Raw genomic sequence first — 26317 nt, 5'->3', positions numbered from 1 at the left:
CATAATTACCCTTATTTTTTACAAAAACAAAAAAACGAACTAAAAAAGTTCGTTTTAGTCTACTCTTTTCACTTCAATGACAGCAAACTCAATTTCTGGATGCCCATTGAATTTTTCTAAAATATCTTCATACAAGGCACTTTTTATTTTAGCCACTTCACCAAAATCCACTAAAAACTGACAAGCTAAAGCTAAGCCACCTTCTTGAACTTGTAAATTAACAGTAGGATCAGGGCTGATACCTAATTTCTCATATAAATCCGCATTTAAAACACCTGTCACGTTCTGATTATAGTGATCAGTCATCGCTTCTAACACTAATGCTTTAGCTGCGCCGTAATTACTATCATGTCGAATTAAAAAATTGATTTCTTGGCGAACAAAACGGTTCATATAATCATAATTAAAGACCTCATTCGTCAAAATCTCCTTATTAGGTATTTTAATAACTCGTCCTGTTACGCCTTCTGAAGACAACCAATTTTTAATTTCTGCTAATTCAAAGTAAAAGAAATTAACCCCAACCACTTTCCCAATTTTTCCGTCAATTTCAATTCGTTGATTAACTTTAAAATAATCTCGTTTCCGAATAAAATACCAACCGATAATATTATCCAACGTACTTCGAATCAAAACAACTCCAAAAAGACCTAGTAATAGTAAAATAATGACCAATGAATTCAATGCATTTATCCAAATAATTGATATCCCAATAAGGCATAGAGTTAACAAAGTGTTTTTAAGACTTCTTTGAATCCGTTTCTTTTTATTTGGTTCAACATCCCATTTATTCAATAATTTTTTTCCAAAATAGGATAATAAAACAAATACGGCAATAACAATTAAAGTTTTTGTCACATGGTTATAGTAGAGATTTCGATTGTTCACCGTTTTTGTTAAGCTATCAACAACTGAATTTTGCAAATCTGTTAGGTATTGATTCATCCAAAATCCCCCTTTTTTATAGTTTAACATAACTAACTTAAATTTTAGCTTGATAAATGCAAAAAACGAAGATGATTTTTGTCATCTTCGTTCAATAAGTCTCAATTAAAATTGATACGTTAAGATTGGATTTCTTGCGGCTTGAGTTTCATCCACTCGTTTAATTAAAGTATTTAAAGGTGCATCTTTAATAGCTTGTGGGTTACTATAAGCTTCTGCATGAATTTCTTTAAAGACAGCTATCACTTTATCCAAAGTTTCTTTGCTTTCTGTTTCAGTAGGCTCAAGCATTAAAGCTTCTTTCACTACATCTGGGAAATACATGGTTGGCGGATGCATGCCGTGATCTAATAATGCTTTAGACACATCTAAAGCTGTCACACCTGTTTCTTTTTTCATTTTATCAAGTGTCATAACAAACTCATGCATACATGGCCCTTCATAAGCCATATCATAAAAATCTTTTAGCTCATGACGCATGTAGTTAGCATTTAAGACAGCTGTACGAGATGCTTGAGGAATACCTTCTTTTCCTAAGAATAAGATATAAGTTAAAGCTCTTACCACAACAGCGAAATGGCCGTAGAATGTTTTCACGCTACCGATTGTTTTTTCAGCTGTTTCAAATTCAAATCTATCTCCTACTTTTACTACATGGTTATTTGGTAAGTATGGTAATAAAATTTCTTTACAACCAATCGGACCTGAACCAGGACCACCACCACCATGAGGCGTAGAAAATGTTTTATGAATGTTTAAGTGAACCACGTCAAATCCCATATCTCCTGGACGAACCGTTCCCATAATCGCGTTAAGGTTAGCTCCATCATAATAACAAAGACCACCAGCATTATGAATAATCTCTGTGATTTCAATGATATCATGTTCGAATAAACCAACAGTACTTGGGTTTGTTAACATTAAACCTGCCGTATCTTCTCCCACAACTTCTTTTAGTTTTTCTAAATCCACACGACCATTTTCTTTTGAGGGAATATTAATCGTTTCATAATCAACCATTGAAGCTGTCGCTGGGTTCGTTCCATGAGCTGAGTCTGGCACAATAATTTTATTACGTTTCGCGTCTCCGCGGTCTTCATGATAAGCTTTAATCAACATAATTCCTGTTAACTCACCTTGAGCTCCTGCTGCTGGTTGGAAAGTCATGGCATCCATGCCAGTAATTTCACCTAAAAGTGTTTCAGCAGTATGAAGAACTTCTAAAGAACCTTGAACTGTGTCAATAGGTTGTAAAGGATGGATTTGACTAAAGTTAGGTAAATTAGCCATCTCATCGTTAATTTTAGGATTATATTTCATGGTACAAGAACCTAATGGATAAAAGCCATTGTTCACACCAAAACTATTATCTGCAAGCTCTGTATAATGACGACTCATATCCACTTGCGAGATTTCTGGTAAACGCAGTTCTTGCTTACGAGAAAAAGCCTCAGGTAATTCAATCTTCTCAACATCTAAAGCAGGAATAAAGTCATTACTACGACCTGATTTACTTCTTTCAAATACTAATTTCATCCTTTAGTAACCTCCTTTAATGTTGTGATTAACTCATCCATTTCTTCTTTAGTTGCAAGTTCTGTCACACACCATAAAATATTTCCGTCAACTGGTAAACCACCTAAAATACCTTTTTCTTGTAGTGCTTTATTTAAAGCAACTGGATCCATTGGTGATTTCGTTAAAAACTCATGGAAAAATTCAGAGTCATGAACTAGTTCAAAACCTTCTAATTGACTTAACTCTTTTTGTAAATAATGAGCTTTACTGTAGCATTGTTCAGCTACGTTTCTTAAGCCATTTGGTCCCATTGCAGATAGATAAACACTTGCTGTTAACGCACAATGAGCTTGGTTTGAACAAATATTCGAAGATGATTTTTCACGTCTAATATGTTGTTCACGCGCTTGAAGCGTTAAAACAAAAGCTCTTTCTCCGTCTTTATCCACTGTTTGACCAGCAATACGTCCTGGTAATTTACGCATCATTTTTTCAGTTGTTGCCATAAATCCTAGGTATGGTCCACCAAAATTCATTGGTAATCCTAATGGTTGTCCTTCACCAGTTGCAATATCTGCCCCGCACTCAAATGGTGTTTTTAAGACTGATGACGTGATTGGGTTAATTCCCATAATAAATTTTGCTTTATTTTCATGAACCACTTCAGCTAATGCTTCACATGATTCAATACCACCAAAGTAGTTTGGTTGTTCTACATAAAGACATGCTGTAGTGTCGTCTAATAATTCTGCTAAAGCATCCATATCTGTTAAGCCATTTTTTTCTGGTACAATGACTACTTCAGTTCCCATGGCATGGCAATAAGTTTGAATCGTTTGAATCGTCATTGGATGCGTTGTTGCTGAAACTAAAGCTTTTTTACGACGACGGTCAATACACATATTAACCCCTTCAGCTGCTGCACTTGAACCATCATAAACAGAAGCGTTAGCAATTGGTAAACCAGTCATTTCAGAAACCATTGTTTGGAATTCAAAAATAGACTGTAAAATTCCCTGGCTAATCTCTGCTTGGTAAGGAGTATATGCTGTTAAAAATTCTTCTTTTGATGTAATTTGCTTAACGATTGACGGAATATAATGGTAGTAAGAACCTGCTCCTCTAAAAATAGAATGGAACACTTGGTTTTTAGCCGCCATTTTTTCCATCATACGACGAACTTCTACTTCCGATTTGCCACTAGGAATATTTAAATCTTTAATTTTTAAAGATTCTGGAATCTCTTTAAATAAGTCATCAACACTGTTTAACCCAAGTATCTTCACTAATTCATCTTGTTCAGATTGACTCGATGGAATGTAGTTATAGTTCCCCATTAATGTTAAGCCTCCTCTTCAACTACTTTGTTATAGTCTTCTAGACCTAATAATTCTTCTTTATCCGTAATATTACTTACTTCAAATAACCAGTTTTCAAAAGGTGCTTCGTTAACACTTTCAGGCGCATCTTCTAATTCTGTATTGATTTTTGAAATCACACCAGTAAATGGCGTATAAATATCCGATACTGTTTTAACTGATTCTACTTCTGCTACTTGATCGCCCTTAGTTACTTCTTGGTCAACTTCAGGAAGTTCTACGAAAACAATATCTCCTAATTGCTCTTGAGCAAAGTCTGTAATTCCCACAATCGCTGTTGTTTCATCAATAAATTTTACCCACTCATGAGTTGCTAAATAGTTTAATTCTGTTGGTCTTGACATCCTAAATTCCTCCTAAAGTTCTATTTTTTATAAAAAGGCATTGGTACAACTTCTGCCTTAATTAATCGTTTTCTTACTTCTACTTCTACTTCTTGGCCAATTTCAGCAAACTCTTTGTCCACTAAAGCCATAGCAATGGCATAGCCTAAGAATGGTGCGTGCGTTCCAGAAGTTGACATTCCAATTTGTTTATCACCTACAAAAACAGGAGCGTCTTCTCTGACAATTCCTTTTCCAGTGATTTTCAAACCAACTCTAACTGTACTTGTTTGATTGTCTTCTAACGCTTTTTTTCCAAGGAAATCAGGCTTATTTAGTTTAACTGCAAATTTTAAGCCGACCTGTAAAGGATTGATTTCCTCATTCATTTCATGACCATATAAAGGCATTCCAGCTTCTAGACGGAGTGTATCTCTGGCACCTAATCCACAAGGAACGATATCAAATTCTTCACCTGCTTCAAGGATTAGCTCCCATATTTTTACAATGTCTTCAGCTTTAGCATAAATTTCATAACCTGATTCTCCTGTATAACCTGTTTCAGAGACATCAACTGTCATGCCATTTAATGAAACGCCTTCTTTAAACGTATAATATTTTGAGGGTAGATCTTCACTAGCAATTAATTTTGCCAATGTCTTTTTAGCATTTGGTCCTTGAAGTGCTACTAAGCCAGTTTCTTCACTTCTATCAATTGCTTTAGCGTCTCCAGTTACGTGAGACTCAATCCATTTAAAATCTTTCTCTAGATTGGAAGCATTCACAACGGCCATATACTTTTGATCGTTATACTTGTATAAAATTAAGTCATCAATAATACCACCTGTTTCATTACACATTAGGGTATATTTGATTTGGCCATCAGCCATATCCTTAAAATCATTGGTAAAAATATACTGAATGTTCGTTAATGCGTCAGGTCCTTCAATGAAAATTTCACCCATATGTGACACATCGAATAATCCAACACTCTGGCGAACAGCCATATGTTCTTTAACTAAACCTGTTGCTGCATATTGAACGGGTAACTCATATCCACCAAATGGGACGATTTTCCCTTTTAAATCAACATGATTTTGATACAATGGTGTTTTTTTGTCCATTAACTCTCTTCCCCTCTCTATACAAATAATGGTGTTTAAAAAATCTTTTATAAATAAATCATACCATATTTCAAATAAGATAAAAGAGAAAATGTGATTTTCTTTAATGTTCGTATTTATTTTATATTTTATCTACAAATATTATAAAAAAATAACCTAATGTTCTTAAACAAGAACATTAGGTTATCATTACATTTATATAGTGCCTTTTTCGTCATTTTTTGAAAACGTTTTAAAAACTAAAATTCCACTAATTACTAATAAAACAAACAAACTAACTAATGCGACTTTAGCTCCTGTTTCTGTTCCTGTTTGGTAATCAGTATTCGGACGTTTTTGGAACACATCTAATATGATAGCAACAAATGAAGTTGAAATAGCGCCCATAAATTGTTGTAGCGTACTAAAGACAGCATTACCATCATCTTGTAAACTGGCATCAATGGCAGATAAACCAACTGTCATCACATTACTATATGAAAGACCAACACCAATCATAAAAATAACATGACAGGCTGTAATTAAGACCATATTACTTGTCCCAATCACAAATATTAAACCAAACCAACCTAACATAGCTGTTAAAATACCAATCCCAACTGGTTTTTTAAAGCCTAAGTTATCTAACATTTTCCCTGAGAACGGGGCAAATAAAGCTCCAACTAAAGCTCCAGGGAACATCATGATACCCGCTCTTGAAGCAGGAACATCAGCAACAATTTGAATAAAGTTTGGTAGTACAAACGATACACCTAAAAGTAACACTTGATAAACTAAAAATGAAATTAAATAAACAGTAAACATTTTGTTTGAAAAGACTGTTAAGTTTAACAATGTTTTTTCTTTATTTGTTTTGTAGAAAAGGAATCCTGCAATTAAGCCAACTACTAATGATCCCCATCCAAATGGTGATTGTAAGTAACTAAAGAAGAATAACAGACCTGTAAACATAATTGATAAGTAAATGGCTGCTTTCATATTAATGGAATCAGCTTTACTTGTTTCTTCTTTTGGAATCGCATAAAGACCAATTAATGTTGAAACAACTAAAATTGGAATTAACAAGATATAGATATATTTCCAATCTAATTGAGTCGTTAATATCCCACCATATGTTGGACCCATAGCTGGCGCAATTGACGTTGTTAAGTTACCAATACCAATCATCATTCCTCGTTTTTCAAGAGGTACTTTGGTTAAAATAATGTTAAACATCAATGGTAAGGCAATACCTGTTGCAATCCCTTGAAACAAGCGACCAATTAGCAAAATACTGAATGAAAAAGCAATAGCATCAATAACGACACCTAAAATGAAAAAGATACTTGAAGCTAAAAATAATTGTCGTTTGCTGTAGTTTTTTATTAAATAAGATGACAACGGGACAACAATTGAAATCATTAATAAGTAAATAGTTGTTACCCACTGTACCTGACTGGTTGTAATACTAAACTCCTCAATAAGTGTTGGAAACGTCACGTTCATCGCTGTTTCGATTAAGACCCCTGCAAATGCCATCATTCCAGTTGCAAGAACGGCTAAATTAACATGAAATTTTTTTTGTTCCATAATTCTCTCCCTCTTTATGACAGAAAAAGAGAGCCGAAATTCATCAAATGATAAATTTCGCCTCTCTCTCGACACAAATTGACTTTGTGTTATCTGTACGATTTATTCTCCTTTATTGTAAAATAAGAATAAATCAATGTCAAGAAATAAAAGTTTTTTTTACTTTTAATTTATTTAACGTAAGCTAAACGATATGAAACCGTTCTTCCAAATGGGAAAACTTGAATGTCTTGTAAACGATCTGATTTAAGATAACCAACAGAACCTTGATATAAAGGTAATACACCTGCATCTTTTTCAACTAATATTTTTTCTAATTCTAATAATTTACTCCAACGTTTTTCTGGGTTTTGAGCTAAAGCAAATCTCGCATCTTGTAACCCTTTATCATATGTTGGGTTATTATATTTAGCAGTATTTAAACCACCTTTAGAATCATAAAATTCTAAAAAGTTAATTGGATCAGAATAATCTGGTGTCCATGTACCAAAAACCAAATCAAATTCACCTTTATTTTGGAAATCTAACCTGTTTTGTAGCGGCATAGATTTTAACGTAATTGTTAAACCAGGTAGATTTTCTTGTAATTGCCCTTGCACATACTCAATAGTCTTTTTAGCTGTACCAGAGTCTGCTGACATTAATTCTAATTCAATTTTATCTTTACCTAATTCTTTTTTAGCTAATTCCCAACTCTTTTGTGCTTCTTTAACATTATAGCTTAGTAAATCGCCATTTTCTTTTCTAAAATCTTCTTTGTTCGCCGGATTTTTCGCAAAATTTTCTGGTACAAAGCCATTTAAAGCTAATGAGCCGTCACCTAATATTTCATTGGCAAATTGCTCTTTATCAATGGCTTGTAAAATTGCTTTACGCACATTAACGTTTCCTGTTACTTCGCGTTTTTGATTAGGACTTAAATAACCCACCATTGCTTTAGGAACAAAAGTCGCACTTTCTGAGTCTTTGTACTCTTGAGCATAAGTATCACTTAATGTGGCATAATCCACTTCACCTGCTTCAAATAACTGCACACCAGTTGCTACTTCTTTAACTACTTGTACGTCAATTTTTTCTAGTTTAACGTTTTTGGCATCCCAATAAGTTGGATTTTTTTCTAACGTCCAAGTGTCGTTAGTTCCACTCCACGCCTTTACAAGAAATGGTCCATTTCCTACAAAGTTATCTGAGTTAGTGCCATAACTACTTCCTTTTTCTTCAGCAAAGACAGCATTTTTTGGCATAAATGGTGTTCCGACTAATACTTGATCTAAAAATGGAATCGGATATTCAAGACTTAATTCTAACGTTTTATCGTCTAGAGCTTTCACACCAAAGGATTCTAAATTACTTTTTCCTTCACGAATCGCACGTCCGTTTTTAAAGATATCCATTTGGTTACTACTTGTCGAACCATAATCAGGATCTATCACATTTTTAAAGGAATAAACAAAATCTTCTGCTCTCACATCGTCACCATTTGACCATTTAGCTTCATCGCGAATAGTAAAGGTATACGTTAATCCATCATCACTTACTTTTGGCGCTTCTTTTGCCATAGCTAATTCAGGAAAACCTTCTTTGTTTAAGCGGTATAAACCTTCCATTGATTGCCCTATCATATCAGAACTATTAACATCTGAATAAAGAGCACTATCTAATGTTGATAATTCTCCTGCTGAGATCACACTAATTTCTTGTTTGACCTCTTTAGCTTGATTGTCAGTTGTACTCTTCTGAGTCGTTCCACAAGCCGTTAATAACAATGCACCAGCAACTAATAAACTACCTATTATTTTTTTCATAAGTCCCTCCTCTATAACTCGTTGACAACAAAATCAAACATTTTACGTTCATGAGCAAACTCTTCAAAATAAAAATCAGGATGCCACTGTAAGCCAATCCAACGATTTTCAGGATTTTTACTTTCAACCCCTTCGATAATATCATCATCACTAATTGCTGTGACCACTAAATCATCAGAAATATCTTTAATCGCTTGAAAGTGGAATGAATTAACCATTGTCTCAGTCCCGTAAACTTGAGAAATCAAACTGTTTTCATCAATGGTCACTTTATGTACAGGTACTTCTCTTGGAATCGGATCTTGCATGTGTTTAATGACTTCATTTTCTCGTTGACTTAAGTCTTGATGAAGTGTTCCTCCTAAAGCAACATTTAGTAACTGCAGTCCTCGGCAAACAGCGAAAATGGGTTTCTTTTGTTTAATGGCTTCATCAATTAAAGCTAATTCAAATTCATCTCTTTTAGTGTGCATTAATGAAGCGTCAAAAATACGTTCTTCATTGTAAAATTTCGGGTTAACATTTTGCCCACCTGTTAATATCAATTTATCGATTTTGTCGATATACGCTTTTGCATCTTCTTTTGAAGACACTGGTAAGAGTATCGGTAACCCTCCTGCTTGGAGAACTCCTTTGGCATAGCCTGAAGGTAAATAATGTAAAGGCAAGTTATGCATTTTTTCTCCTGAATCTTCTGTTTCGTTTAAAGAAATACCAATTATTGGTTTTATCATCTAATCTTCCTCATCTATCTCTATTTTAATTATCTTGATTGATTTAGTTAATTTAGCAATAACAACAACACTGGTAGTCTTCACAATCCTGGACAGCTCTCTCCTGCCACTTCAAATAAACACGATTCACAAAAAATACATTTGTCTCCTTATTCATAAAAACCACCCCTTTTTGTTTTATCACTAAATTAAGATGAAAAACTTTTTAATCTTTCTTTAATGTATTGGGAAAAATAATATCAAATTACTTACAATAAGTCAACATTTTGAACACGAAACAAAAAAAGGATAACTTTTATGTTATCCTTTTTTCCTATTTTTTCATTTGCTTACTTCTTAATTGACCACAAGCTGCATCAATATCTGAGCCGAATTCTTGTCTCATTACCGCATTAACGCCTCGTTTTTTTAGAATTTCATAAAATGCAATCATGTCTTTTTTAGTACTTCGTTTGTATTCATCATGTTCACTCACTGAATTGTAAGGAATCAAGTTAACATAAGATAATTTTTTCTTATCTTCTAATAAATTAGCTAACTGCTCTGCGTGTTCAGGTAAATCATTCACACCAGATAACATGATATATTCAAAGGTAATTCTACGATTAGTTTCAGCTAAATAATAATCAACGGCATCCATCAAGCGTTCTAATGGATAAGCTTTATTAATCACCATCATTTTAGTTCGAACTTCATTATTTGGCGCATGAAGAGAAATTGCTAAGTTGATTTGCATAGGTTCTTTGGCAAATTGCTTAATTTTGGGAACCAATCCACTGGTTGAAACAGTCATATGTCTTGCTCCAATATTCAATCCTTTTGAATCATTCATAATATTTAGGAAAGTCATCACATTTTTGTAATTATCAAAGGGTTCACCAATTCCCATGACGACGATGTGGCTTACTCGTTCACCTTCTTCACGGTCATCAAAGTATTGTTGCACTTGCATAATTTGGGCAACAATTTCTCCTGCAGTTAAGTTACGTTGTTTCTTTAATAACCCACTGGCACAAAAAGAACAACCAATATTACATCCAATTTGAGTTGTGACACACACAGATAAACCATATTTTTGTCTCATTAAGACTGTTTCAATCATGTGTTTATCTTCTAATTCAAATAAATACTTCACAGTGCCATCTTCTGATTCTTGCACCACAATCTCATTTAAAGGATTTAAAATAAAAGCTGCTTCTAATTTTCCAATTAAATCTTTTGACAAGTTTTTCATTTCACTAAAATTTACTACTCGTTTTACATACAACCAATCCCAAATTTGGTTTACTCTAAATTTTTTTTCATCTTGACTAATTAGCCACTCAATTAGTTCTTCTTGGGTCAATCCATAGATTGATGGTTTCATATCGACGCCTACTTTCTACTCTTGTATACTTTATCACTATAAAATATTCACAAAGTTTTTGCAATCAAATTAAGACAAATTTAATCCTCTGTGACATAATAAGCTAGACTAACAACAAAAGGAGATGAATAAATGAAAACAGAAGAAACGCTAACTCCCAAAAAAGAAGATATTAAAGCGTTAAGAGATATTTTGGTTGAATACAATAAAAAACATTTTGAAACCCTTGACGAAAAAGAGTTTTTAATCTCTATTAAAGATGACAATAACCAACTAATCGCAGGAATCAGTGGTAAGATTTTTGGTAATTGGATGGAAGTTGATTATCTAGCAGTAGAGGAAAATTTCCGAAAAGACGGCTATGGTAAAAACTTATTAAAACAAGCTGAGGAACTTGCTCTCAAAGAAAATTGCAAATATATATTAATCTCTACATTTGGCTTCCAAGGAAAAAATTATTACCCAAAATTTGGTTACAAAGAACAAATGGTTTTAAGAAACTATCCTTTAACTGGAACCGAGCATTTTTTCATTAAAGAATTAGTTTAAAAAAGGTTGTCAGATTGAGTAAATATCAATCTGACAACCTTTTATTTTTGTATTTGTTTTAACCCTTCTCGCTTAGCTAACGGACTTAATTCCACTTTTGATATAAATCCTTCTACCCAATTAGGATTTGTTTTACTATATTGCCTTAATGACCAACCGATTGCCTTTTGAATAAAAAATTCATCCGTCTCTAGATCATGAAGAATACTTTTAGTCAGCATCTCTTCATCTGTGTTCTCTTTTTCTGATAGCTGTAAAATAATAGATAAGCGTCTCATCCAAAAGTTAGGATGTTGATAAAATAAATCAAAGACTTTCTCCTTATTTTCTGGATGCTTCTGAATATGAATTCCATAAATTTTACGCCAAGCATCCACACTATCCCACCAGGATTTTTCTTCTATAAAATGAGTATAATCATTTAACTCTTCAAAAGTCAGCTGTTTAGCAACTGCCTCACACACATCGATCGCCACATATTGATACTCTCTTTCATCTCGAGCGTATAGTTCTTCCACTAAAGCTAATCGTTCTTCATGTGTTAATTGTTTGCTCTCTTTAATAAACTCTTTGCTCTGTTTTTTTCGATCAGGTGATTTAGCTCCTAAAAAAGGAAAATGATTTTTCATGTATTTTTCCATGGGTTCTTTATTATTAACGTCCCCAATTAACTTAAAATCCAACATATGTCGACCTACTTTCTAAAACGAATAGTTGTTATAGTACCTTCTCCTACGACTGACTCAACCTCAATAACGTGTTCCAAGTTATCCAAAGCTTTCTTTACTAAGTAAAGCCCCATCCCCGTTGCCTCACGAGATTTTCTGGTTCTCTCTCCTGTAAAAAAAGGATGAAAAATTTTAGGCAAATCCTCAGATTGAATGCCAATTCCAAAATCTTGGATGATCAGACTAATCTCATTTTTTTCTTCCTCAGAATAAATGTATAATCTCGTTTCTTCTGGATCAGTGTACTTGATGCTATTTAACAAAATCTGAGACAACGAAAAACTCAACCATTTTTTATCTGTCTCTACAAAAAGGTCATCTTGAATAATGACTTTCGGGTAAACTTGATTTCTAATTAGAGTTCTTTTTTGTTCATTCACGACTTGTGTCATCAATTTTTTTAAAGAAACTTTTTCAATAATAAAATCTTGATGGAAAGATTCTAAGCGCGCCATATTTAAAGCCAAATCTAAACCTTCTGACAATCGATCCGTTTCTTCTAACACACTATTTTTTTCAATATCATTTGACTCTGCCATTAATTCTAAGACCGCAATCGGTGTTTTCATTTGGTGAACCCATTGATACATGAAGGTTTGATGTTCGTCTAAAGAATCTTTATGCGCCGAAATTTCTTGATAATAATCTTGATGTTGCTGATTCATTACTCCAAAAATTTGTTGAGATAATTGACTTTCATCTTCTTGTATCACTTCAAAAGAAGTTTTTTCATCTTGTTTTTGTAACACTTGATACAATCTTTTTTGTCTAAACCACGTCACAAATAGATAAACAAAACTCATAACAAGACTTAATAACACACCATAAATAAGCAACAAACTATTGCGATAACCATCTAAATAGACGATTCCAATAATAAGAAAAATACTTATCCAAAAACTAATTAAGTACAGACGTTGATTTCTAACAAAAAATAAAAAAGAATTTTTTAAGTTAATAATAAACGGTACCCCCTTCCGCGAACGGTAAGAACACTTTCTTCTAACCCTAATTGATCTAATCTGCGGCGCAGTCGTGTCATATTAACGGATAAGGTATTATCATCAACAAAATGCTCCTCATCCCATATCTCGCTCAATAAGTCCTGTCGCGAGACAACATCAGGGTAGCGGTTCATTAATATCTCTAACAACTGACCTTCTTTTTGAGATAATAACTCTTTTTTATCATCCACAACAGCTTCTAGTCGCTCCGGATAAAAAAGCAATCCTTCTTGACGAATCACTCTTTCTTCTTTTAAATCAGAATATTCGCCATAAGATCTTCTCAAATGACTTTTAATTTTTGCTAACAAAATATCAAATGAAAAAGGTTTAATTAAATAATCATCAGCGCCATATTCAAGTGCCATTACTTGGTCCATTTGACTATCTCTTGCTGACAAAAAGAGAATCGGACATTTCGTTATTTTCCTTAATTGTCTTGTCCAATAAAACCCATCAAAAACGGGTAAATTGATATCCATTAAGACTAAATGAGGATCGATGTCGTTAAAAATAGTAACAATATCATCAAAAACAGCTACTGCTGTGACTTGATAGCCATATTTTTCTAAGTGACTTTGAACTAAATGCCTTAATTTCATATCATCTTCTATTAATAAGATTTTCATTCACACTTCTCCTAGTAAATTCTTTCTCTCATTAGTTTACTATAAATTGAGTTAAAGAAAAGAAAATAACAAAAAAACACTTAGCTTTTATCACTAAGTGTTTCGTAGATAATTACTTCTCATCAATTACAAGTTCATATTCATTGCCAATAGCATCAATCAATCTTTTATCATTGCTATCAGACATTTTAAAGACTTTTTTTACCTCTTTACTGGTTAAGGTTACCTCTTTGGCTTTATCATCAATTTTAAATACCACGTCTTTAAATTCTTTTTCAATCTGACTGTCATAGTCTTTTTCAGTTAATGCTTCATTGGGAAAGTCTTTATTGAACATTTCTAAATCATTCTGAAATGTTTTCTTAAATTCACTACTTGATGGCTCTAGATTAGGATCTTGGAAAGGAGAAAAAGTAATTAGTACATTCAATTTCCCTTTTTCAAAATGATACAGGGCATTACTTTGAATACTACTCGCTGTATTACCTAAAACTTGTTGAATAGACGCTACCTTTACATCGCTTTTTTTATCTGATCCACAAGAGACTAAAAAAACGACTGGTAACAACAATAGACCAACTAACCATACTTTTTTCATATAAATTCCTCCTTTAGCATTTTTATGTTACCTAATTATACCATTTATTAGATATTAATGACAAAAAAACATAAAAACACTCCCTATTATCATTTTAGACAACAGAAAGTGTTTTTATAACTTATTTAATTAAATCATTGTTTCAGGTTTAACCCATTCTCTAAATTCTTCTTTAGTTGCATACTCTAATTTTAAAATCGCTTCTTCTAAAGATAGATTCTCTTGGTGGGCTAATTTAGCCACAATAGCACATTTTTCGTAACCGATGTACGGGCTTAAAGCTGTGACTAACATTAACGAACGTTCCACACCTTGAGTCATAGCTTCAACGTTTGCTTTAACTCCAACTAAACAGTTAGTTCTAAAAGAAACCATCGCGTCATGCAGTAACGTCACACTCTCTAAAAAGTTGAAAATAATGACTGGTTTGTACACGTTTAACTCAAAGTTTCCTTGGCTGCTAGCAAATTGAATCGTTGTATCATTTCCTAAAACTTGGCATACAACCATTGTTAAAGCTTCCGCCTGAGTTGGATTAACTTTTCCAGGCATAATTGAGCTACCTGGTTCATTTTCAGGAATTATGATTTCACCTAGTCCTGCACGAGGACCACTAGCTAACCAACGAATATCATTGGCAATTTTCATTAAATCACTTGCTAAAGCACGAATCGCACCATGAGCAAAAGAAATCCCTGAATAACTTGTTAAACCATAGAACTTATTGGCTTCTGTTTCAAATGGTAATTCCGTATGTTTAGCAATCTCACTAGCCATTGCCACATCAAATCCTTTAGGGGCATTTAATCCAGTTCCAACGGCTGTTCCACCAATCGTTAAATGATTTAAGGGTTCACTACTTGCTGTAATGAATTCTTTGGCTTTCATAATCATTGTTTTCCAACCACTGATTTCTTGTCCGAAAGTTAATGGCGTTGCATCTTGTAAATGAGTTCGACCAATTTTGATAATGTCTTTATTTTCTTCTTCTAAAGCATTAAGTAACTTAATCCATTGATCCATCTCTTCTTGTAAAGGTTGTAAACTCTTTAACGCCGCAATATGCATAGCCGTTGGAAAAGTATCATTGGAGCTTTGAGACATATTAACATCATCGTTTGGATGAATTAAAGAGCCCTTTTCTTCACACAAATGAGCAATCACTTCATTGGTATTCATATTACTTTGTGTACCACTACCTGTTTGGAAAACATTTAACGGAAATTCATCGTCCCACATACCGCTTAAAATCTCATCACAAACCGTTACAATCACTTCTGATTTTTCAATAGGTAATTTACCAAACTCGTGGTTAACAATGGCTGCAGCTCGTTTAATCTCGACTAAACCATAGACCACCTCGATTGGCATTACATGATGACCAATCTTAAAGTTTTGACGGCTTCGTTCTGTTTGAGCGCCCCATTTTTTTTCTATAGGGACACGCACTTCACCAATCGAGTCTTTCTCAATACGATAAGTCACTATTATAAACCTCCTTTAGCCACACCACTAGCAACTGCTGCTTCTGCTACTGCTTTCGCTACTGCAGGTGCTACACGTTTGTCAAAAGGATTTGGAATAACATACTCAGTTGTTAGTTCTTCTTCTGTAATTAAATCAGCAATCGCAAGGGCTGCTGCTTTTTTCATTTCTTCATTAATTTGACTAGCACGAACACTTAAAGCACCTTTAAAGATACCTGGGAAAGCAAGAACGTTGTTAATTTGATTTGGAAAATCAGAACGACCTGTTCCCATAATCTTAATGCCTGCTTCAATCGCTTCGTCATACATAATTTCAGGAACTGGGTTAGCCATTGCAAAAACAATCGGGTTATCTCCCATTGATTTTGCCATTTCAGTTGTTAGAGCCCCTGCCACTGATACACCAATGAAACAATCAGCTCCCACAATAGCTTCTTTTAAGCCACCTGTTATTTGTCTTGGATTTGTCGTTTTAGCAAGATCGATTTTATGAGGATCTACTAATCCTTCACGACCTTCATAAAGAGCTCCTTCACGGTCACAAGCGATAATATCTTTAACACCAAACTCTTGTAATAGCTTAATGATTGCTGTTCCAGCTGCTCCTGGTCCATTTAAGACTACTTTTAAATCAGCAAATTCTTTGTTTAACAATTTTAAACTGTTGATGATTCCTGAAACAGTTACAATAGCTGTTCCGTGTTGGTCATCGTGGAAGACAGGAATATCTAAACGCTCTTTTAATTTCTCTTCTACTTCAAAACATCTTGGTGCAGAGATATCTTCTAAGTTAATACCACCAAAACTAAACTCTAGAGAAGCAATAATCTCAACTAATTTGTCTGGATCTGTTTCGTTAATAACCAATGGGAATGAATCGACATCAGCGAACTCTTTAAATAGAATCGATTTTCCTTCCATAACTGGCATTGAAGCACTTGGTCCAATATTGCCCAAGCCTAAAACGGCAGTACCATCAGAAATAACGGCTACTAAATTACCACGAGATGTATATTTATAACTATCTTCTGGGTTTTCAGCTATTTTCTTACAAGGTTCAGCCACACCAGGTGTATAAGCTAAAGCCAATTCTTCATTATTGGTTACTTGCATTTTACTTCTAATTTCTAACTTACCACGGTTCTTCTCATGTGCTTCTAAAGCGAGTTCTTTAACGTCCATTCTTCTTCTCCTACCAATCTGTTCTATTTAACAGTTACTTTATTTTTACCATCTATTGAAATACCTTGTTCTTCAGCAATTTCACGAATCGTTTGGCCTGTTGCCAGACTTTCTTTGGCGATTTCTGCTGCTTTCGTATAACCAATTGTTTCTGATAAGACAGTTGCTAAATAAGTACTTCTTTCTAAATTATCATGACATCTTTCTTCGTTAGCTTCGATGCCAATCACACAATGATCAATAAATGTCGCAATTCCATTTGTTAATACTTGGAATGATTCTAGTAATTTATGGAAAACAACTGGTTCAAAGGCATTTAACTCTAATTGCCCTGCTTCTGCTGCTGAACCAATCACCGCATTATTCCCCATTACCACAAAGGCACATTGAGTTAAAACTTCTGGAATAACTGGGTTAATTTTTCCTGGCATAATAGATGAACCGTTTTGGCGAGCCGGAATAACGATTTCCCCTAAACCAGAGTTTGGTCCTGATGACAATAAACGAATGTCATTAGCAATTTTAGACAAGCTAATCGCAATCACTTTTAGTGTATCTGATAACACAACGTATTGTTCAATATTTTGTGTCCCGTCAACTAAATCATCAGCAATAGATAACTCTTCATCTGAAATAGCATTTAGATACGGAATCACGGTTTCAGATAAGTCTTCATGAGCTGTAATGCCTGTTCCAATAGCTGTTCCACCTAAGTTAACAGCTAATAATTCTTCACGAGCATGAATTAAACGTTTAATATTTCTTTCTGTTACAGAGTAATAAGCATGAAATTCTTGTCCTAAGGTAATTGGAACAGCATCACTTAATTGTGTTCTACCTAGTTTTAAAATCGATTCAAATTCTGTTGATTTATCTTTAAAAACCTCACTTAGTCTTTCTAATTCAGCCATCAGTAAAGGAATTTTTTTAAGTAATGTTAGTTTACCTGCTGTTGGGTAAACATCATTTGTTGATTGGCCTTTATTCACATCATCGTTAGGATGCACGACAGAAAAATCACCTTTGACACCATTTAATATCTCAATAGCGCGATTAGTAATCACTTCATTAACATTCATATTACTACTTGTACCAGCTCCACCTTGAATAGGATCAACAATAAACTGGTCATGTAATTTACCGCTAATAATCTCATCACTAGCTGCGATAATCGCGTTTGCTTTATGATCTGGTAATAATTCTAATTGATGATTAGCTAAAGCCATTGCTTTTTTTACTTGGGCTAAGCTGATAATAAAATCTTGGTCAAGTCGTTGATTGGTAATTGGAAAATTTATTTTCGCTCTTAGCGAATGAACCCCGTAATAACTATCTACAGGTATTTCAAGTTCTCCAACACTATCTTTTTCTATACGATACATCATGTGGTTTATCCCCTTTAGTTTTTATTCTGTCATAAATTGACGTAACTCATGATGTGATAAACGTGCATTAATTCCTACGAGCATGCGCAATCTCGCTTTCGGTCCTGTAAGACCTTTTACAAACATGACACCCATTTTTCTTAATGGAATGCCACCTCCTTCATAGTCATAAATATCTTCAGCAATCCCGTTAGAACATCTTGAAACAAGTGCTACTGGAATACCTGAGTCTATTAATTCTTTCAAAGATGTAACTACTTCTGGCGGTAAGTTTCCAGCTCCAAGAGCCTCAACTACAACACCGTCAACTTTTGCTTCTTTTAAAACATCAAACAACATAGCATCCATACCCGCATAAGCTTTAAGTAAAATAACTTTACCTTCAATTTCCTTAATCGAAAGAGCATGATGTTCTACTACCTCTTTTAAGAAGATAACTTGATGTTTAGACAAAATACCAATTGGCCCAAAAGTTGGGGTTCTAAAGGTATCGACACTTGTTGTGTGGGTTTTAGTGACAAATCTGCCGGCATGAATTTCATCATTCATAACAACTAAAACACCTTGATCTTTTGATTTTTCATCAGCTGCTGTAATAATAGCTTGAATATAGTTATATAAACCATCTGAGCCTAATTCATTACTTGAGCGCATCGCACCTGTTAACACAACTGCAATTCTTTTATCAAAAGAAATATCTAGAAAATAAGCTGTTTCTTCTAGCGTGTCTGTTCCGTGAGTGATAACCACTCCATCATAAGCTTCTTCTTGAGCTTGCTCGATTCTTGTTTTTAAAATCAACATTTCTTTTGGTGTAATATGTGGAGAAGGTAAATTAAATATCTCCTCAACACTTACTTCAACATTTTTTGGAATCAAATCCATACTCTCAGTTAAGGGATGATTAGCAGATAAACCTACCGCACCATCTTTTTCCTGTGTCATTGAAATTGTTCCACCTGTGTGTAATACTAAAACTTTTTTCACTTGCGCACCTCTTTATACGTTTCCACACTTTAATCATATGATTTAATCTGATTATTGTCGTGTGTTATTTTATGATATACATGGTAAATCCTTACTTCTTTAAAACTGTTTTCGCTTTCATATCAAAATAAGAAGGTCTTTTTTTGATTTATGTGAAATTACAGATCTTTTGTTCGATTTATGATAAGTAAGTAACAAGCATTAATTTCTAACAAAGCCTTCTCTTCTAACACTCCGTCTGATATGGCTAGCTCTTTTACTTGGAAATCAGGTACAACAGATTGGAACAAATATTCTTGAATATCAGTATCCATCTCTAAAATACCACCTGCTTTTAACCACTGATTATAAATACCACCGTGATTACTATCTAATAAAAAGCGTTTCACTAAATAATTCCCTTTTTTTAACTCACTAAACAAAAAGTTAGCCTCTTTTTTAGAGGTTTTCCATAAATTCTGATAAGCAGTATCAGCTGGATTAAGGTAATAATAATTGTAAAACAATAAATAGTAGGAATTAAATCGCTTAGTTAAGATATAATTCTCATTTTCAATAATAATTTGGTCTCCCACTCTTTCAAAAAGAGTTAACACAAAAAATAAAGGCCTTCTGAGTGAACCATGTAGAAAAATGGATAAATTCGATCCCTTGCTCTCCCTATTTAATGACGTTTCACTTTCCAAGTTTAGCCAAAAGCCAACGCATTTCACACGGGAAGATAATTGAACTAAGGACTTCATTACTATCCCCGAACGGAAGAAAGTACCTGTTAACACTTGTTTGTTACTAGCCACTATATTCCATTCCGATACCATGATATCTGGTATCCGAGAATTATCTCTACTTTCCAACCATTCTTTTAACTGGTCCAATTCTTCAATAAATTCAAGATATTCAGTTGCATGACGTTTACTTTTTAAGGTGTAATCTCTGTAATTAAAAGAAATAAAATGGGGCACATTGAGGTTTTCTTCTAATCTAAGATACATATCTTTAAACGCTCTCTGGTCTTTATAAGAAAGAGTCAAGCCAATATGCCCTGTTGTAAAATTGTTTTTAAGAAACTTAGCTGCGTAAGAATAAAATTCAGTTTCATCCCGTTCTGTGGATTCACTTAATTTAATCTCTAAATACCAGCCAAACTTAAAACTTGCTTCAAAATGGACATAACCTTGGATGATTTTTTTTAAGTTCTCCAATTCTTTTTTCCACGAGTCTAAAGTTGTCTCTTCACGAACTTCTAACACAATAATCGGCTTCAAACGCATTTCATGAATAAAGGTAAACAACCTATGATTATTCACAAATTTATCCATAATAATATGATGCTCATGAGACACTTCATCACACAAGCCAAAAAATCGAATGTACTCAAAAGGAATTTTTTCTTGTAAGAGCCTAATTTGTTCCCTTACATCTTCTGAAATCCCTTTTTCAGCATCTCCTATATTAATTATTTTTTCAGGTTTTGTTAGTACTTTTTGGACTTCTCTGCCCACTGGTAAATGATACTGAGCTGGTAGGTCTTCTGTATCATTTTTAATATTTTTATTCAGCATATACTGAGCAATAATTTGAATCATCTCTTCTTCTGAAATGATATCAAAATCTTCTTTCTCTTCCATATCAGCCATTTCTAAGTGTTCTTCTTTTATTATCTGCTTCCGGTACTGATGGGGTGTCATCTCGTATTTTTCTTTAAACAGAGTTGAAAAGCGCTTAGCTGTCGAGAAACCATTATTTAAAGCTATCGTTAAAACTGGTAACTGTGAACTCCTCAGCTCATTGACTGCATGTTGTAGCCTAATAGAATCCACGTATTCTGAGAAATTAATCCCCGTTTCTTCTTTAAATAAACGGGACAAATAAGCTTCTGATAAAAATTCTTTTTTAGCAATTTCCTGAAGACTGATTCTACGATTATAAAACTCCTCAACATAACGAATAACAGACATCACTTTAGGATGATCACTCACCAAAAAATAATTAGCCTGTTCCGTTTGTTTCTCGATTAAAACAATCTTGTTTAATTGATCTAAAAAAGAAAACAAACGATTCATTGTCGCAAAAGGTTGTTCCTTTATCCCGTAAGATGAATAATCTAAAACTAAACGGAAAATATTTTCCGTTAGTACTCCCCGATCCTCATCACTAATATAAATTAATTTATCATCACTAAAATACGGTCGCCAATCTTCCCCGATAATTTTTTCAACTTCTGAAAAATAAAAGGTCAACTGTAGTAATGAATTTTGCTTATTTTGCTTATAAAACAAAATAGATTCAGAGCCATTATTAATAATAAAAGATTGTTCTTTTAATAGAAAAGATTCATTCTTTTTCTTACATAAAAAATTGCCTTTAATGGCAAAAAAGATGCTGAATGCATTGCGGTCAATTTCATTGATATATAATGAATTAACTTCTAATAATCTAATCGATAACGCATGATGATTTGCCATAGATATCCCTCTTTATTTTTGATACTTCTAGTATAACGTTTTGTAAAAATAACTCCAATCAATTTTTAAGTTGACCGCTTTCATTTTAAGTGATAAACTCAGCCTATATTTGAATATGCGGGGGAGGCTTTTTAGTCTGAGAGTAAGCATCGCTTTAGACCCTTTGAACCTGTCGGTTAGTACCGTCGTAGGGAGTTAGAATGATTTTAAAATCACATTGATTCGACAAGGTTAACCATTAGCCTTGTCTTTTTTTATGTAAAAAATGAAAGGAGGACCCATTTAATGAATAAAAAATGGTTATATCCCGTTATTAGTTTTTCTGTTGTTTTACTAATTTGGGAAATTTTGGGACGCATTTTTAATGTTCCCTTATACATTCTTCCCCTTCCTTCTCAAATATTAAACGCCTTAATTGCAGAAAGAGCGACACTCTTTCAACATGCGCTCATTACTCTTGAAGAATCTTTAATTGGTTTAGTTTTGGCATCTGGATTAGCTTTTGGTGTGGCTTTATTAATGGATATTTTTAACCCATTAAAATTAATGCTGCATCCTCATCTAGTTATTTCTCAAACCATTCCAGTTCTTGTCTTAGGACCTATTTTCTCGATTTGGTTTGGTTTTGGACTAACACCCAAAGTATTGATTGTTATACTTATGTGTTTTTTTCCAATAGCAGTCGCTTTTTCAGACGCTCTAAAAAATACCAATGAAGAAAAAATTGATCTTTTACGCACATATGGCGCATCAAAAAAACAGCTCTATACCATGGTGAAAATTCCCGAAGCAATGCCAGCATTCTTTTCAGGTTTAAAGATTTCGGCGACTTATTGTGTTGGTGGCGCCATTGTTGGAGAGTGGCTTAGTGCCTCAGCAGGCTTAGGTTATTACATGATTCGAGCAAAAAATGGTTATTTATTAGATAAAGTTTTTGCGACAGTGATTGTTATTATTGTTCTAAGCTTAGCACTTAACGCCTTAGTTTCTTTTATTGAAAAAATATTAGTAAAGAAAAGGATGATTTCTCATGTTTAAAAAAAGAAATATATTATTAGCAGCTGTATCCCTCACCTGTTTAGCTCTACTTGCTAGTTGTGGCACAAAAGATAGTGCTACTTCAGATAAAAAGGACGATTTAGAAAAAGTAACTTTAATTCTTGATTACTTACCTAATACCAATCATACAGGTATTTACGTCGCTAAAGATAAAGGGTATTACAAAGATCAAGGAATCGATTTAGAGATTATTGAACCAGGTGAAAATAATACGAGTTTAGCTTTACTTGGCGCTGGAAAAGGTGAATTTGCTTTAAGTTACCAAGAAGATTTAACTTACGCGACAGCTAGTGACGCTCCTATTCCAGTCACTGCAATTGCTACTGTTTTAGAACATAACACATCTGGTTTTGTGAGCTTAGCTTCTGAAAATATTAAATCACCTAAAGATTTTGAAGGAAAAGTTTACGCAGGTTGGCAATCAGCTAGTGAAGAAGCTGTCTTAAATGCCGTTATGACAAATGATAAAGCTGACTTTAGTAAACTAACAACTGTTGGTAATGCTGGTGTTGGTGCAAGCGACTTAGGAAATAACGTTGATATTAAGTGGTTTTATGAAGGTTGGGATTTAACTAAAGCTAAGATGGATGGTTATGATTTAAACTTTATGCCGTTAAAAGACTTAGATAGTCGACTAGACTACTACACACCTATTGTTGTCACTCAAAACAAGTTAATTAAAGAAGACCCTGAGTTAATCCAAAACTTTATTGATGCCACTAAAAAAGGTTATGAGTGGACAATGGAAAACCCGAAAGAAAGTGCTGGTATCTTACACGAATCTACTCCTGATCAAGATTTAGCCTTTTTAGAAAAGTCACAAGAGTTCTTGTCAAAAAATTATACAAGTAATCCGAAAGAATGGGGCGTTATGAAAGATGAAGTTTGGCAAAACTACACAGATTTTATGACAGAAAATAAATTAATTGAAAAAGAAATTGATTCAAAAACAATGTATACTAACGACTTTATCAAAAAGGATTAATACTTATGACACACATAAAAATAGAAGATTTAGGCTTAATTTATGAAGGTAAATGGGTGTTTGAACATCTTAGTCTTAGTGTAAAAGAACATGAATTTGTTTCTATTCTAGGTCCTAGTGGTTGCGGAAAATCTAGTCTTCTTAAAATCCTTGCCGGTACCCTTGATAAGGATAAAGGACAACTTAAAGTGGATGAGAAAATTGTTCATGGTCTTAACAATCATTTTGCTTATATGCCTCAGGATGATTTATTGTTTAACTCAAAAACAGTAACAGAAAACATCACTCTTTATCAAAAGATTCACGGTTTAACACATAGTGAAAAAGAAATTGATTCGTTGTTACAGCAATTTGGTTTGTATGAAGTAAAAGATGCTTACCCAGATGCTCTTTCTGGTGGAATGAAACAACGAGTCGCCTTTCTTAGAACGGTTATGGTTGAGCGTGACATTTTACTGCTTGATGAACCTTTTGGCGCTCTTGATATTTTTACACGTAATACCTTACAAGATTGGTTAAAAAAAATTGCGAAAGAACTTAATAAAACGATTATTTTAGTGACCCATGATATTGACGAGGCTCTTTATTTATCCAACCGTATTTTAGTTATGGGAGATACGCCGAGTCGAATGATTAGTGAAATTGATTTGTCACAAGAAAATCAAACAAGAGAATGGCTAGCCAATCAAGGGGAACGACGCAATACAATTTATGGCTTAATTACTAATCCGCAATTAGGAGGTTTGAGTAAATGATTGATGCACACTGTCATTTTGACGCTGAGGGACAATTATTTGAGTTACTAACAGTAAATAGTATTCCAGCAACCATTAATTGCCAAACAACTAAGGAATGGCTAACTAATAAACAATTAGTTAGCCATTTTCCCTTTTTATCACTTAGTGCTGGTATTCACCCTTGGGATGCTGATCAAATGAGCTTTTCTGATTTTCTTCCCATTCTAGAAGAAGCTAGTATTATTGGGGAGATTGGCATGGATAATGAATGGACATCTGTCCCCTTAACTATTCAAGAAATAATTTTTAGAAAACAACTAGCTTTTGCTTCTGAACAAAATAAACCTGTCATCCTCCATACAAAAGGAATGGAAAAGAAAATTGCTCATATCATTCAAGAATATCCTAACACCTATCTGGTTCATTGGTATTCTTCTCTTGATTATTTAGACAATTACTTAGGACTAGACACCTATTTTACTGTCGGGCCTTCTCTTATGACTGATCCAGCTGTTCAACAAGTTATTAGGCGAGTTCCTTTAGACAGGTTATTATTTGAATCTGATGGTTTGGAAGCTTTAGCTTGGGCAAAAGAAGTAACAAAGGACGACGTTGATTATCTTATGATGCAACAAGAAAACCTTGAACAATTTGCCCTTTTAAAAGGAATTTCTTATAAAGAACTTGTTTCTCAATTAAAAATGAATTACAGTCAATGGATAAACAAAAAGGAGCGTAACTAATGACCGTTGTATTTGATTTAGATGGCACTACTATTTTTAAAGGTAAAGTGATGAGCGAAGCTGTTGCTGAAGCAATTCGTTGTTTAAGTAAAAAAAGGCAAGTTGTCTTTGCTTCTGCAAGACCTATTCGCGATATGTTACCTGTTTTACCAGAAGATTTTCATCAATTTGATTTAATTGGAGGAAATGGTGCTTTCACAAGACAAAATAAAACCATTCAGACTACTCCTTTTTCTGATGGACAAATTCAGTTAATATTAGATTTAATTGACAAACATCAATTAAATTATATGATTGATAGTGACTGGAACTACTCTTACTCAGGAGACACCACTCACCCCCTATATCTTGGTATTGATCCGAATCAAACAGCTCAAAACGTTGCTATTTCAGAACTAGAGATGATTGTTAAAACAGTTTTGTTCACTACTAATGAAGAGATAATAAAAGAGCTCAAACAAGCTGATATCTCTGTTCATTTCCACGGATCTGAACAGTTAATTGACTTATCTCCAACAGGTATCTCAAAGTGGAGTGCTTTTGATAGTCTTCAATTGCCAACTGATTTTATTATGTTTGGGAATGATACAAACGACCTTGCTATGTTTGATAAGGCAACTCATAGTTTTGTGGTTGGTGACTTAGTAACTGATGTTCAAAATGCTACCTATATCACTCAAGATACGGTTTCAGAAGCGATTTTAAGTTTAGCTAAATAAATCACTAACCCCTGACAAAATTTGGCTCAAAAATAAGGAATTATACAAAAAACTCTAGGTAACAAAGTACTATATTATAAATACTTTGTTACCTAGAGTTTTTTATTTTTAAGGAATAATGATTTAAGTTTACATAAATCAAATTATAAAAAGTTACTATGATAATTAACCCTGAATAATTCATACTTTTAATTAAAACCATGTGAAACTGCCTCACGGCAGCTTACAATTACTTTTTCATCTTCACCCGTTAAGTGATGAAAAAAGAACCCCTTTCTGCTATGGTTAAAGTGACTA

General features: G+C 33.7%; 24 protein-coding genes and 1 riboswitch. Of the genes, 6 read left to right on the top strand and 18 right to left on the bottom strand.

Annotation, left to right across the window (positions count from 1 at the left end; genetic code table 11):
• Positions 1-54: 54 nt before the first annotated feature.
• From ACODH8_RS11825 to rlmN, 9 genes are all read right to left on the bottom strand, one after another.
• Positions 55-945, bottom strand: coding sequence for a mechanosensitive ion channel family protein (locus ACODH8_RS11825; RefSeq protein WP_332466906.1), 891 nt, complete (start codon positions 943-945; stop codon positions 55-57).
• Positions 946-1050: 105 nt separating this feature from the next.
• Positions 1051-2481, bottom strand: a complete 1431-nt coding sequence (gene gcvPB / locus ACODH8_RS11820) for an aminomethyl-transferring glycine dehydrogenase subunit GcvPB (RefSeq protein WP_332466907.1) — start codon at positions 2479-2481, stop codon at positions 1051-1053.
• The gene (gene gcvPA, locus ACODH8_RS11815) at positions 2478-3800 is read right to left on the bottom strand and encodes an aminomethyl-transferring glycine dehydrogenase subunit GcvPA (protein WP_332466908.1); all 1323 of its coding nucleotides are present in this window, start codon (positions 3798-3800) and stop codon (positions 2478-2480) included. Before gcvPA ends, gcvPB begins: the two co-directional genes overlap by 4 nt.
• 5 nt (positions 3801-3805) lie before the next feature.
• Positions 3806-4186 carry a glycine cleavage system protein GcvH gene (gcvH, locus tag ACODH8_RS11810; RefSeq protein WP_332466909.1) on the bottom strand — a complete coding sequence of 127 codons (381 nt, stop codon included), beginning with the start codon at positions 4184-4186 and terminating at the stop codon, positions 3806-3808.
• Between the two features lie 20 nt (positions 4187-4206).
• Positions 4207-5289, bottom strand: coding sequence for a glycine cleavage system aminomethyltransferase GcvT (gene gcvT, locus ACODH8_RS11805; protein ID WP_332466910.1), 1083 nt, complete (start codon positions 5287-5289; stop codon positions 4207-4209).
• Between the two features lie 195 nt (positions 5290-5484).
• A complete protein-coding gene (locus tag ACODH8_RS11800) occupies positions 5485-6861 on the bottom strand; it encodes an MFS transporter (RefSeq protein WP_332466929.1) in 1377 nt (458 codons plus the stop codon).
• Positions 6862-7028: 167 nt separating this feature from the next.
• On the bottom strand, positions 7029-8663 hold the full coding sequence (locus ACODH8_RS11795; RefSeq protein ID WP_332466911.1) for a peptide ABC transporter substrate-binding protein: 1635 nt from the start codon (positions 8661-8663) through the stop codon (positions 7029-7031).
• An 11-nt stretch (positions 8664-8674) separates the two neighbouring features.
• A complete protein-coding gene (locus ACODH8_RS11790; RefSeq protein ID WP_332466912.1) occupies positions 8675-9397 on the bottom strand; it encodes a gamma-glutamyl-gamma-aminobutyrate hydrolase family protein in 723 nt (240 codons plus the stop codon).
• 313 nt (positions 9398-9710) lie between these two features.
• Positions 9711-10763 (bottom strand): 23S rRNA (adenine(2503)-C(2))-methyltransferase RlmN, encoded by a 1053-nt coding sequence (rlmN, locus tag ACODH8_RS11785; RefSeq protein ID WP_332466913.1) that lies wholly within the window; start codon positions 10761-10763, stop codon positions 9711-9713.
• 132 nt (positions 10764-10895) lie between these two features.
• Here rlmN and ACODH8_RS11780 point away from each other — a divergent pair, with 132 nt between their 5' ends.
• Complete coding sequence (locus ACODH8_RS11780) at positions 10896-11312, top strand: GNAT family N-acetyltransferase (protein WP_332466914.1); 417 nt, start codon at positions 10896-10898, stop codon at positions 11310-11312.
• 41 nt (positions 11313-11353) lie between these two features.
• Here the strand turns inward: ACODH8_RS11780 and ACODH8_RS11775 are convergent, their stop codons facing one another.
• The 9 genes from ACODH8_RS11775 to ACODH8_RS11735 all read right to left on the bottom strand — a co-directional run bounded on the left by ACODH8_RS11775 (position 11354) and on the right by ACODH8_RS11735 (position 21777).
• A complete protein-coding gene (locus ACODH8_RS11775; RefSeq protein ID WP_332466915.1) occupies positions 11354-11998 on the bottom strand; it encodes a DNA alkylation repair protein in 645 nt (214 codons plus the stop codon).
• An 8-nt stretch (positions 11999-12006) separates the two neighbouring features.
• Complete coding sequence (locus tag ACODH8_RS11770) at positions 12007-12843, bottom strand: ATP-binding protein (protein WP_332526056.1); 837 nt, start codon at positions 12841-12843, stop codon at positions 12007-12009.
• A gap of 146 nt (positions 12844-12989) precedes the next feature.
• Positions 12990-13673 carry a response regulator transcription factor gene (locus tag ACODH8_RS11765; RefSeq protein WP_332466917.1) on the bottom strand — a complete coding sequence of 228 codons (684 nt, stop codon included), beginning with the start codon at positions 13671-13673 and terminating at the stop codon, positions 12990-12992.
• Between the two features lie 112 nt (positions 13674-13785).
• On the bottom strand, positions 13786-14271 hold the full coding sequence (locus tag ACODH8_RS11760) for a hypothetical protein (protein ID WP_332466918.1): 486 nt from the start codon (positions 14269-14271) through the stop codon (positions 13786-13788).
• A gap of 129 nt (positions 14272-14400) precedes the next feature.
• A complete protein-coding gene (gene fumC / locus ACODH8_RS11755; RefSeq protein ID WP_332466919.1) occupies positions 14401-15756 on the bottom strand; it encodes a class II fumarate hydratase in 1356 nt (451 codons plus the stop codon).
• Positions 15757-15758: 2 nt separating this feature from the next.
• Positions 15759-16940, bottom strand: coding sequence for an NAD(P)-dependent malic enzyme (locus ACODH8_RS11750; protein ID WP_332466920.1), 1182 nt, complete (start codon positions 16938-16940; stop codon positions 15759-15761).
• 23 nt (positions 16941-16963) lie between these two features.
• The gene (locus ACODH8_RS11745) at positions 16964-18325 is read right to left on the bottom strand and encodes an aspartate ammonia-lyase (RefSeq protein WP_332466921.1); all 1362 of its coding nucleotides are present in this window, start codon (positions 18323-18325) and stop codon (positions 16964-16966) included.
• Positions 18326-18346: 21 nt separating this feature from the next.
• Positions 18347-19312 (bottom strand): asparaginase, encoded by a 966-nt coding sequence (locus ACODH8_RS11740; protein ID WP_332466922.1) that lies wholly within the window; start codon positions 19310-19312, stop codon positions 18347-18349.
• A gap of 158 nt (positions 19313-19470) precedes the next feature.
• Complete coding sequence (locus ACODH8_RS11735) at positions 19471-21777, bottom strand: helix-turn-helix domain-containing protein (RefSeq protein WP_332466923.1); 2307 nt, start codon at positions 21775-21777, stop codon at positions 19471-19473.
• A gap of 109 nt (positions 21778-21886) precedes the next feature.
• Positions 21887-21988: riboswitch (TPP riboswitch) on the top strand.
• A 74-nt stretch (positions 21989-22062) separates the two neighbouring features.
• Between ACODH8_RS11735 and ACODH8_RS11730 the strand changes: the two genes are divergently transcribed.
• From ACODH8_RS11730 to ACODH8_RS11710, 5 genes are read left to right on the top strand one after another with little or no spacing between them, the layout of a single operon-like run.
• Entirely contained in the window at positions 22063-22815 is a 753-nt protein-coding gene (locus ACODH8_RS11730; RefSeq protein ID WP_332466924.1) for an ABC transporter permease, read from the top strand.
• A complete protein-coding gene (locus tag ACODH8_RS11725; RefSeq protein ID WP_332466925.1) occupies positions 22808-23821 on the top strand; it encodes an ABC transporter substrate-binding protein in 1014 nt (337 codons plus the stop codon). The genes ACODH8_RS11730 and ACODH8_RS11725 overlap by 8 nt, the downstream gene beginning before the upstream one ends.
• 5 nt (positions 23822-23826) lie before the next feature.
• A complete protein-coding gene (locus ACODH8_RS11720; protein WP_332466926.1) occupies positions 23827-24576 on the top strand; it encodes an ABC transporter ATP-binding protein in 750 nt (249 codons plus the stop codon).
• Positions 24573-25301, top strand: coding sequence for a TatD family hydrolase (locus ACODH8_RS11715; protein WP_332466927.1), 729 nt, complete (start codon positions 24573-24575; stop codon positions 25299-25301). The genes ACODH8_RS11720 and ACODH8_RS11715 overlap by 4 nt, the downstream gene beginning before the upstream one ends.
• Complete coding sequence (locus ACODH8_RS11710) at positions 25301-26020, top strand: HAD family hydrolase (protein ID WP_332466928.1); 720 nt, start codon at positions 25301-25303, stop codon at positions 26018-26020. The genes ACODH8_RS11715 and ACODH8_RS11710 overlap by 1 nt, the downstream gene beginning before the upstream one ends.
• Positions 26021-26317 lie beyond the last annotated feature (297 nt).

The organism is Vagococcus fluvialis, assembly GCF_048815235.1.
In the GTDB taxonomy this organism is placed as follows: domain Bacteria; phylum Bacillota; class Bacilli; order Lactobacillales; family Vagococcaceae; genus Vagococcus.
Note: the sequence above shows the minus strand (reverse complement) of the source record. Positions and strands in the feature narration are given on the sequence as shown.

What these genes read in the sequence shown, in the direction of transcription:
- ACODH8_RS11765 (WP_332466917.1), bottom strand. Translation starts at nt 13,673, where the DNA reads ATGAAAATCTTATTAATAGAAGATGATATGAAATTAAGGCATTTAGTT.
- ACODH8_RS11715 (WP_332466927.1), top strand. Translation starts at nt 24,573, where the DNA reads ATGATTGATGCACACTGTCATTTTGACGCTGAGGGACAATTATTTGAG.
- ACODH8_RS11725 (WP_332466925.1), top strand. Translation starts at nt 22,808, where the DNA reads ATGTTTAAAAAAAGAAATATATTATTAGCAGCTGTATCCCTCACCTGT.
- gcvH (WP_332466909.1), bottom strand. Translation starts at nt 4,186, where the DNA reads ATGTCAAGACCAACAGAATTAAACTATTTAGCAACTCATGAGTGGGTA.
- ACODH8_RS11750 (WP_332466920.1), bottom strand. Translation starts at nt 16,940, where the DNA reads ATGGACGTTAAAGAACTCGCTTTAGAAGCACATGAGAAGAACCGTGGT.
- ACODH8_RS11780 (WP_332466914.1), top strand. Translation starts at nt 10,896, where the DNA reads ATGAAAACAGAAGAAACGCTAACTCCCAAAAAAGAAGATATTAAAGCG.
- ACODH8_RS11790 (WP_332466912.1), bottom strand. Translation starts at nt 9,397, where the DNA reads ATGATAAAACCAATAATTGGTATTTCTTTAAACGAAACAGAAGATTCA.
- ACODH8_RS11795 (WP_332466911.1), bottom strand. Translation starts at nt 8,663, where the DNA reads ATGAAAAAAATAATAGGTAGTTTATTAGTTGCTGGTGCATTGTTATTA.
- gcvPB (WP_332466907.1), bottom strand. Translation starts at nt 2,481, where the DNA reads ATGAAATTAGTATTTGAAAGAAGTAAATCAGGTCGTAGTAATGACTTT.
- rlmN (WP_332466913.1), bottom strand. Translation starts at nt 10,763, where the DNA reads ATGAAACCATCAATCTATGGATTGACCCAAGAAGAACTAATTGAGTGG.
- ACODH8_RS11825 (WP_332466906.1), bottom strand. Translation starts at nt 945, where the DNA reads ATGAATCAATACCTAACAGATTTGCAAAATTCAGTTGTTGATAGCTTA.
- ACODH8_RS11730 (WP_332466924.1), top strand. Translation starts at nt 22,063, where the DNA reads ATGAATAAAAAATGGTTATATCCCGTTATTAGTTTTTCTGTTGTTTTA.
- gcvT (WP_332466910.1), bottom strand. Translation starts at nt 5,289, where the DNA reads ATGGACAAAAAAACACCATTGTATCAAAATCATGTTGATTTAAAAGGG.
- ACODH8_RS11710 (WP_332466928.1), top strand. Translation starts at nt 25,301, where the DNA reads ATGACCGTTGTATTTGATTTAGATGGCACTACTATTTTTAAAGGTAAA.
- ACODH8_RS11735 (WP_332466923.1), bottom strand. Translation starts at nt 21,777, where the DNA reads ATGGCAAATCATCATGCGTTATCGATTAGATTATTAGAAGTTAATTCA.
- ACODH8_RS11770 (WP_332526056.1), bottom strand. Translation starts at nt 12,843, where the DNA reads ATGAGTTTTGTTTATCTATTTGTGACGTGGTTTAGACAAAAAAGATTG.
- ACODH8_RS11760 (WP_332466918.1), bottom strand. Translation starts at nt 14,271, where the DNA reads ATGAAAAAAGTATGGTTAGTTGGTCTATTGTTGTTACCAGTCGTTTTT.
- ACODH8_RS11745 (WP_332466921.1), bottom strand. Translation starts at nt 18,325, where the DNA reads ATGATGTATCGTATAGAAAAAGATAGTGTTGGAGAACTTGAAATACCT.
- gcvPA (WP_332466908.1), bottom strand. Translation starts at nt 3,800, where the DNA reads ATGGGGAACTATAACTACATTCCATCGAGTCAATCTGAACAAGATGAA.
- ACODH8_RS11720 (WP_332466926.1), top strand. Translation starts at nt 23,827, where the DNA reads ATGACACACATAAAAATAGAAGATTTAGGCTTAATTTATGAAGGTAAA.
- ACODH8_RS11775 (WP_332466915.1), bottom strand. Translation starts at nt 11,998, where the DNA reads ATGTTGGATTTTAAGTTAATTGGGGACGTTAATAATAAAGAACCCATG.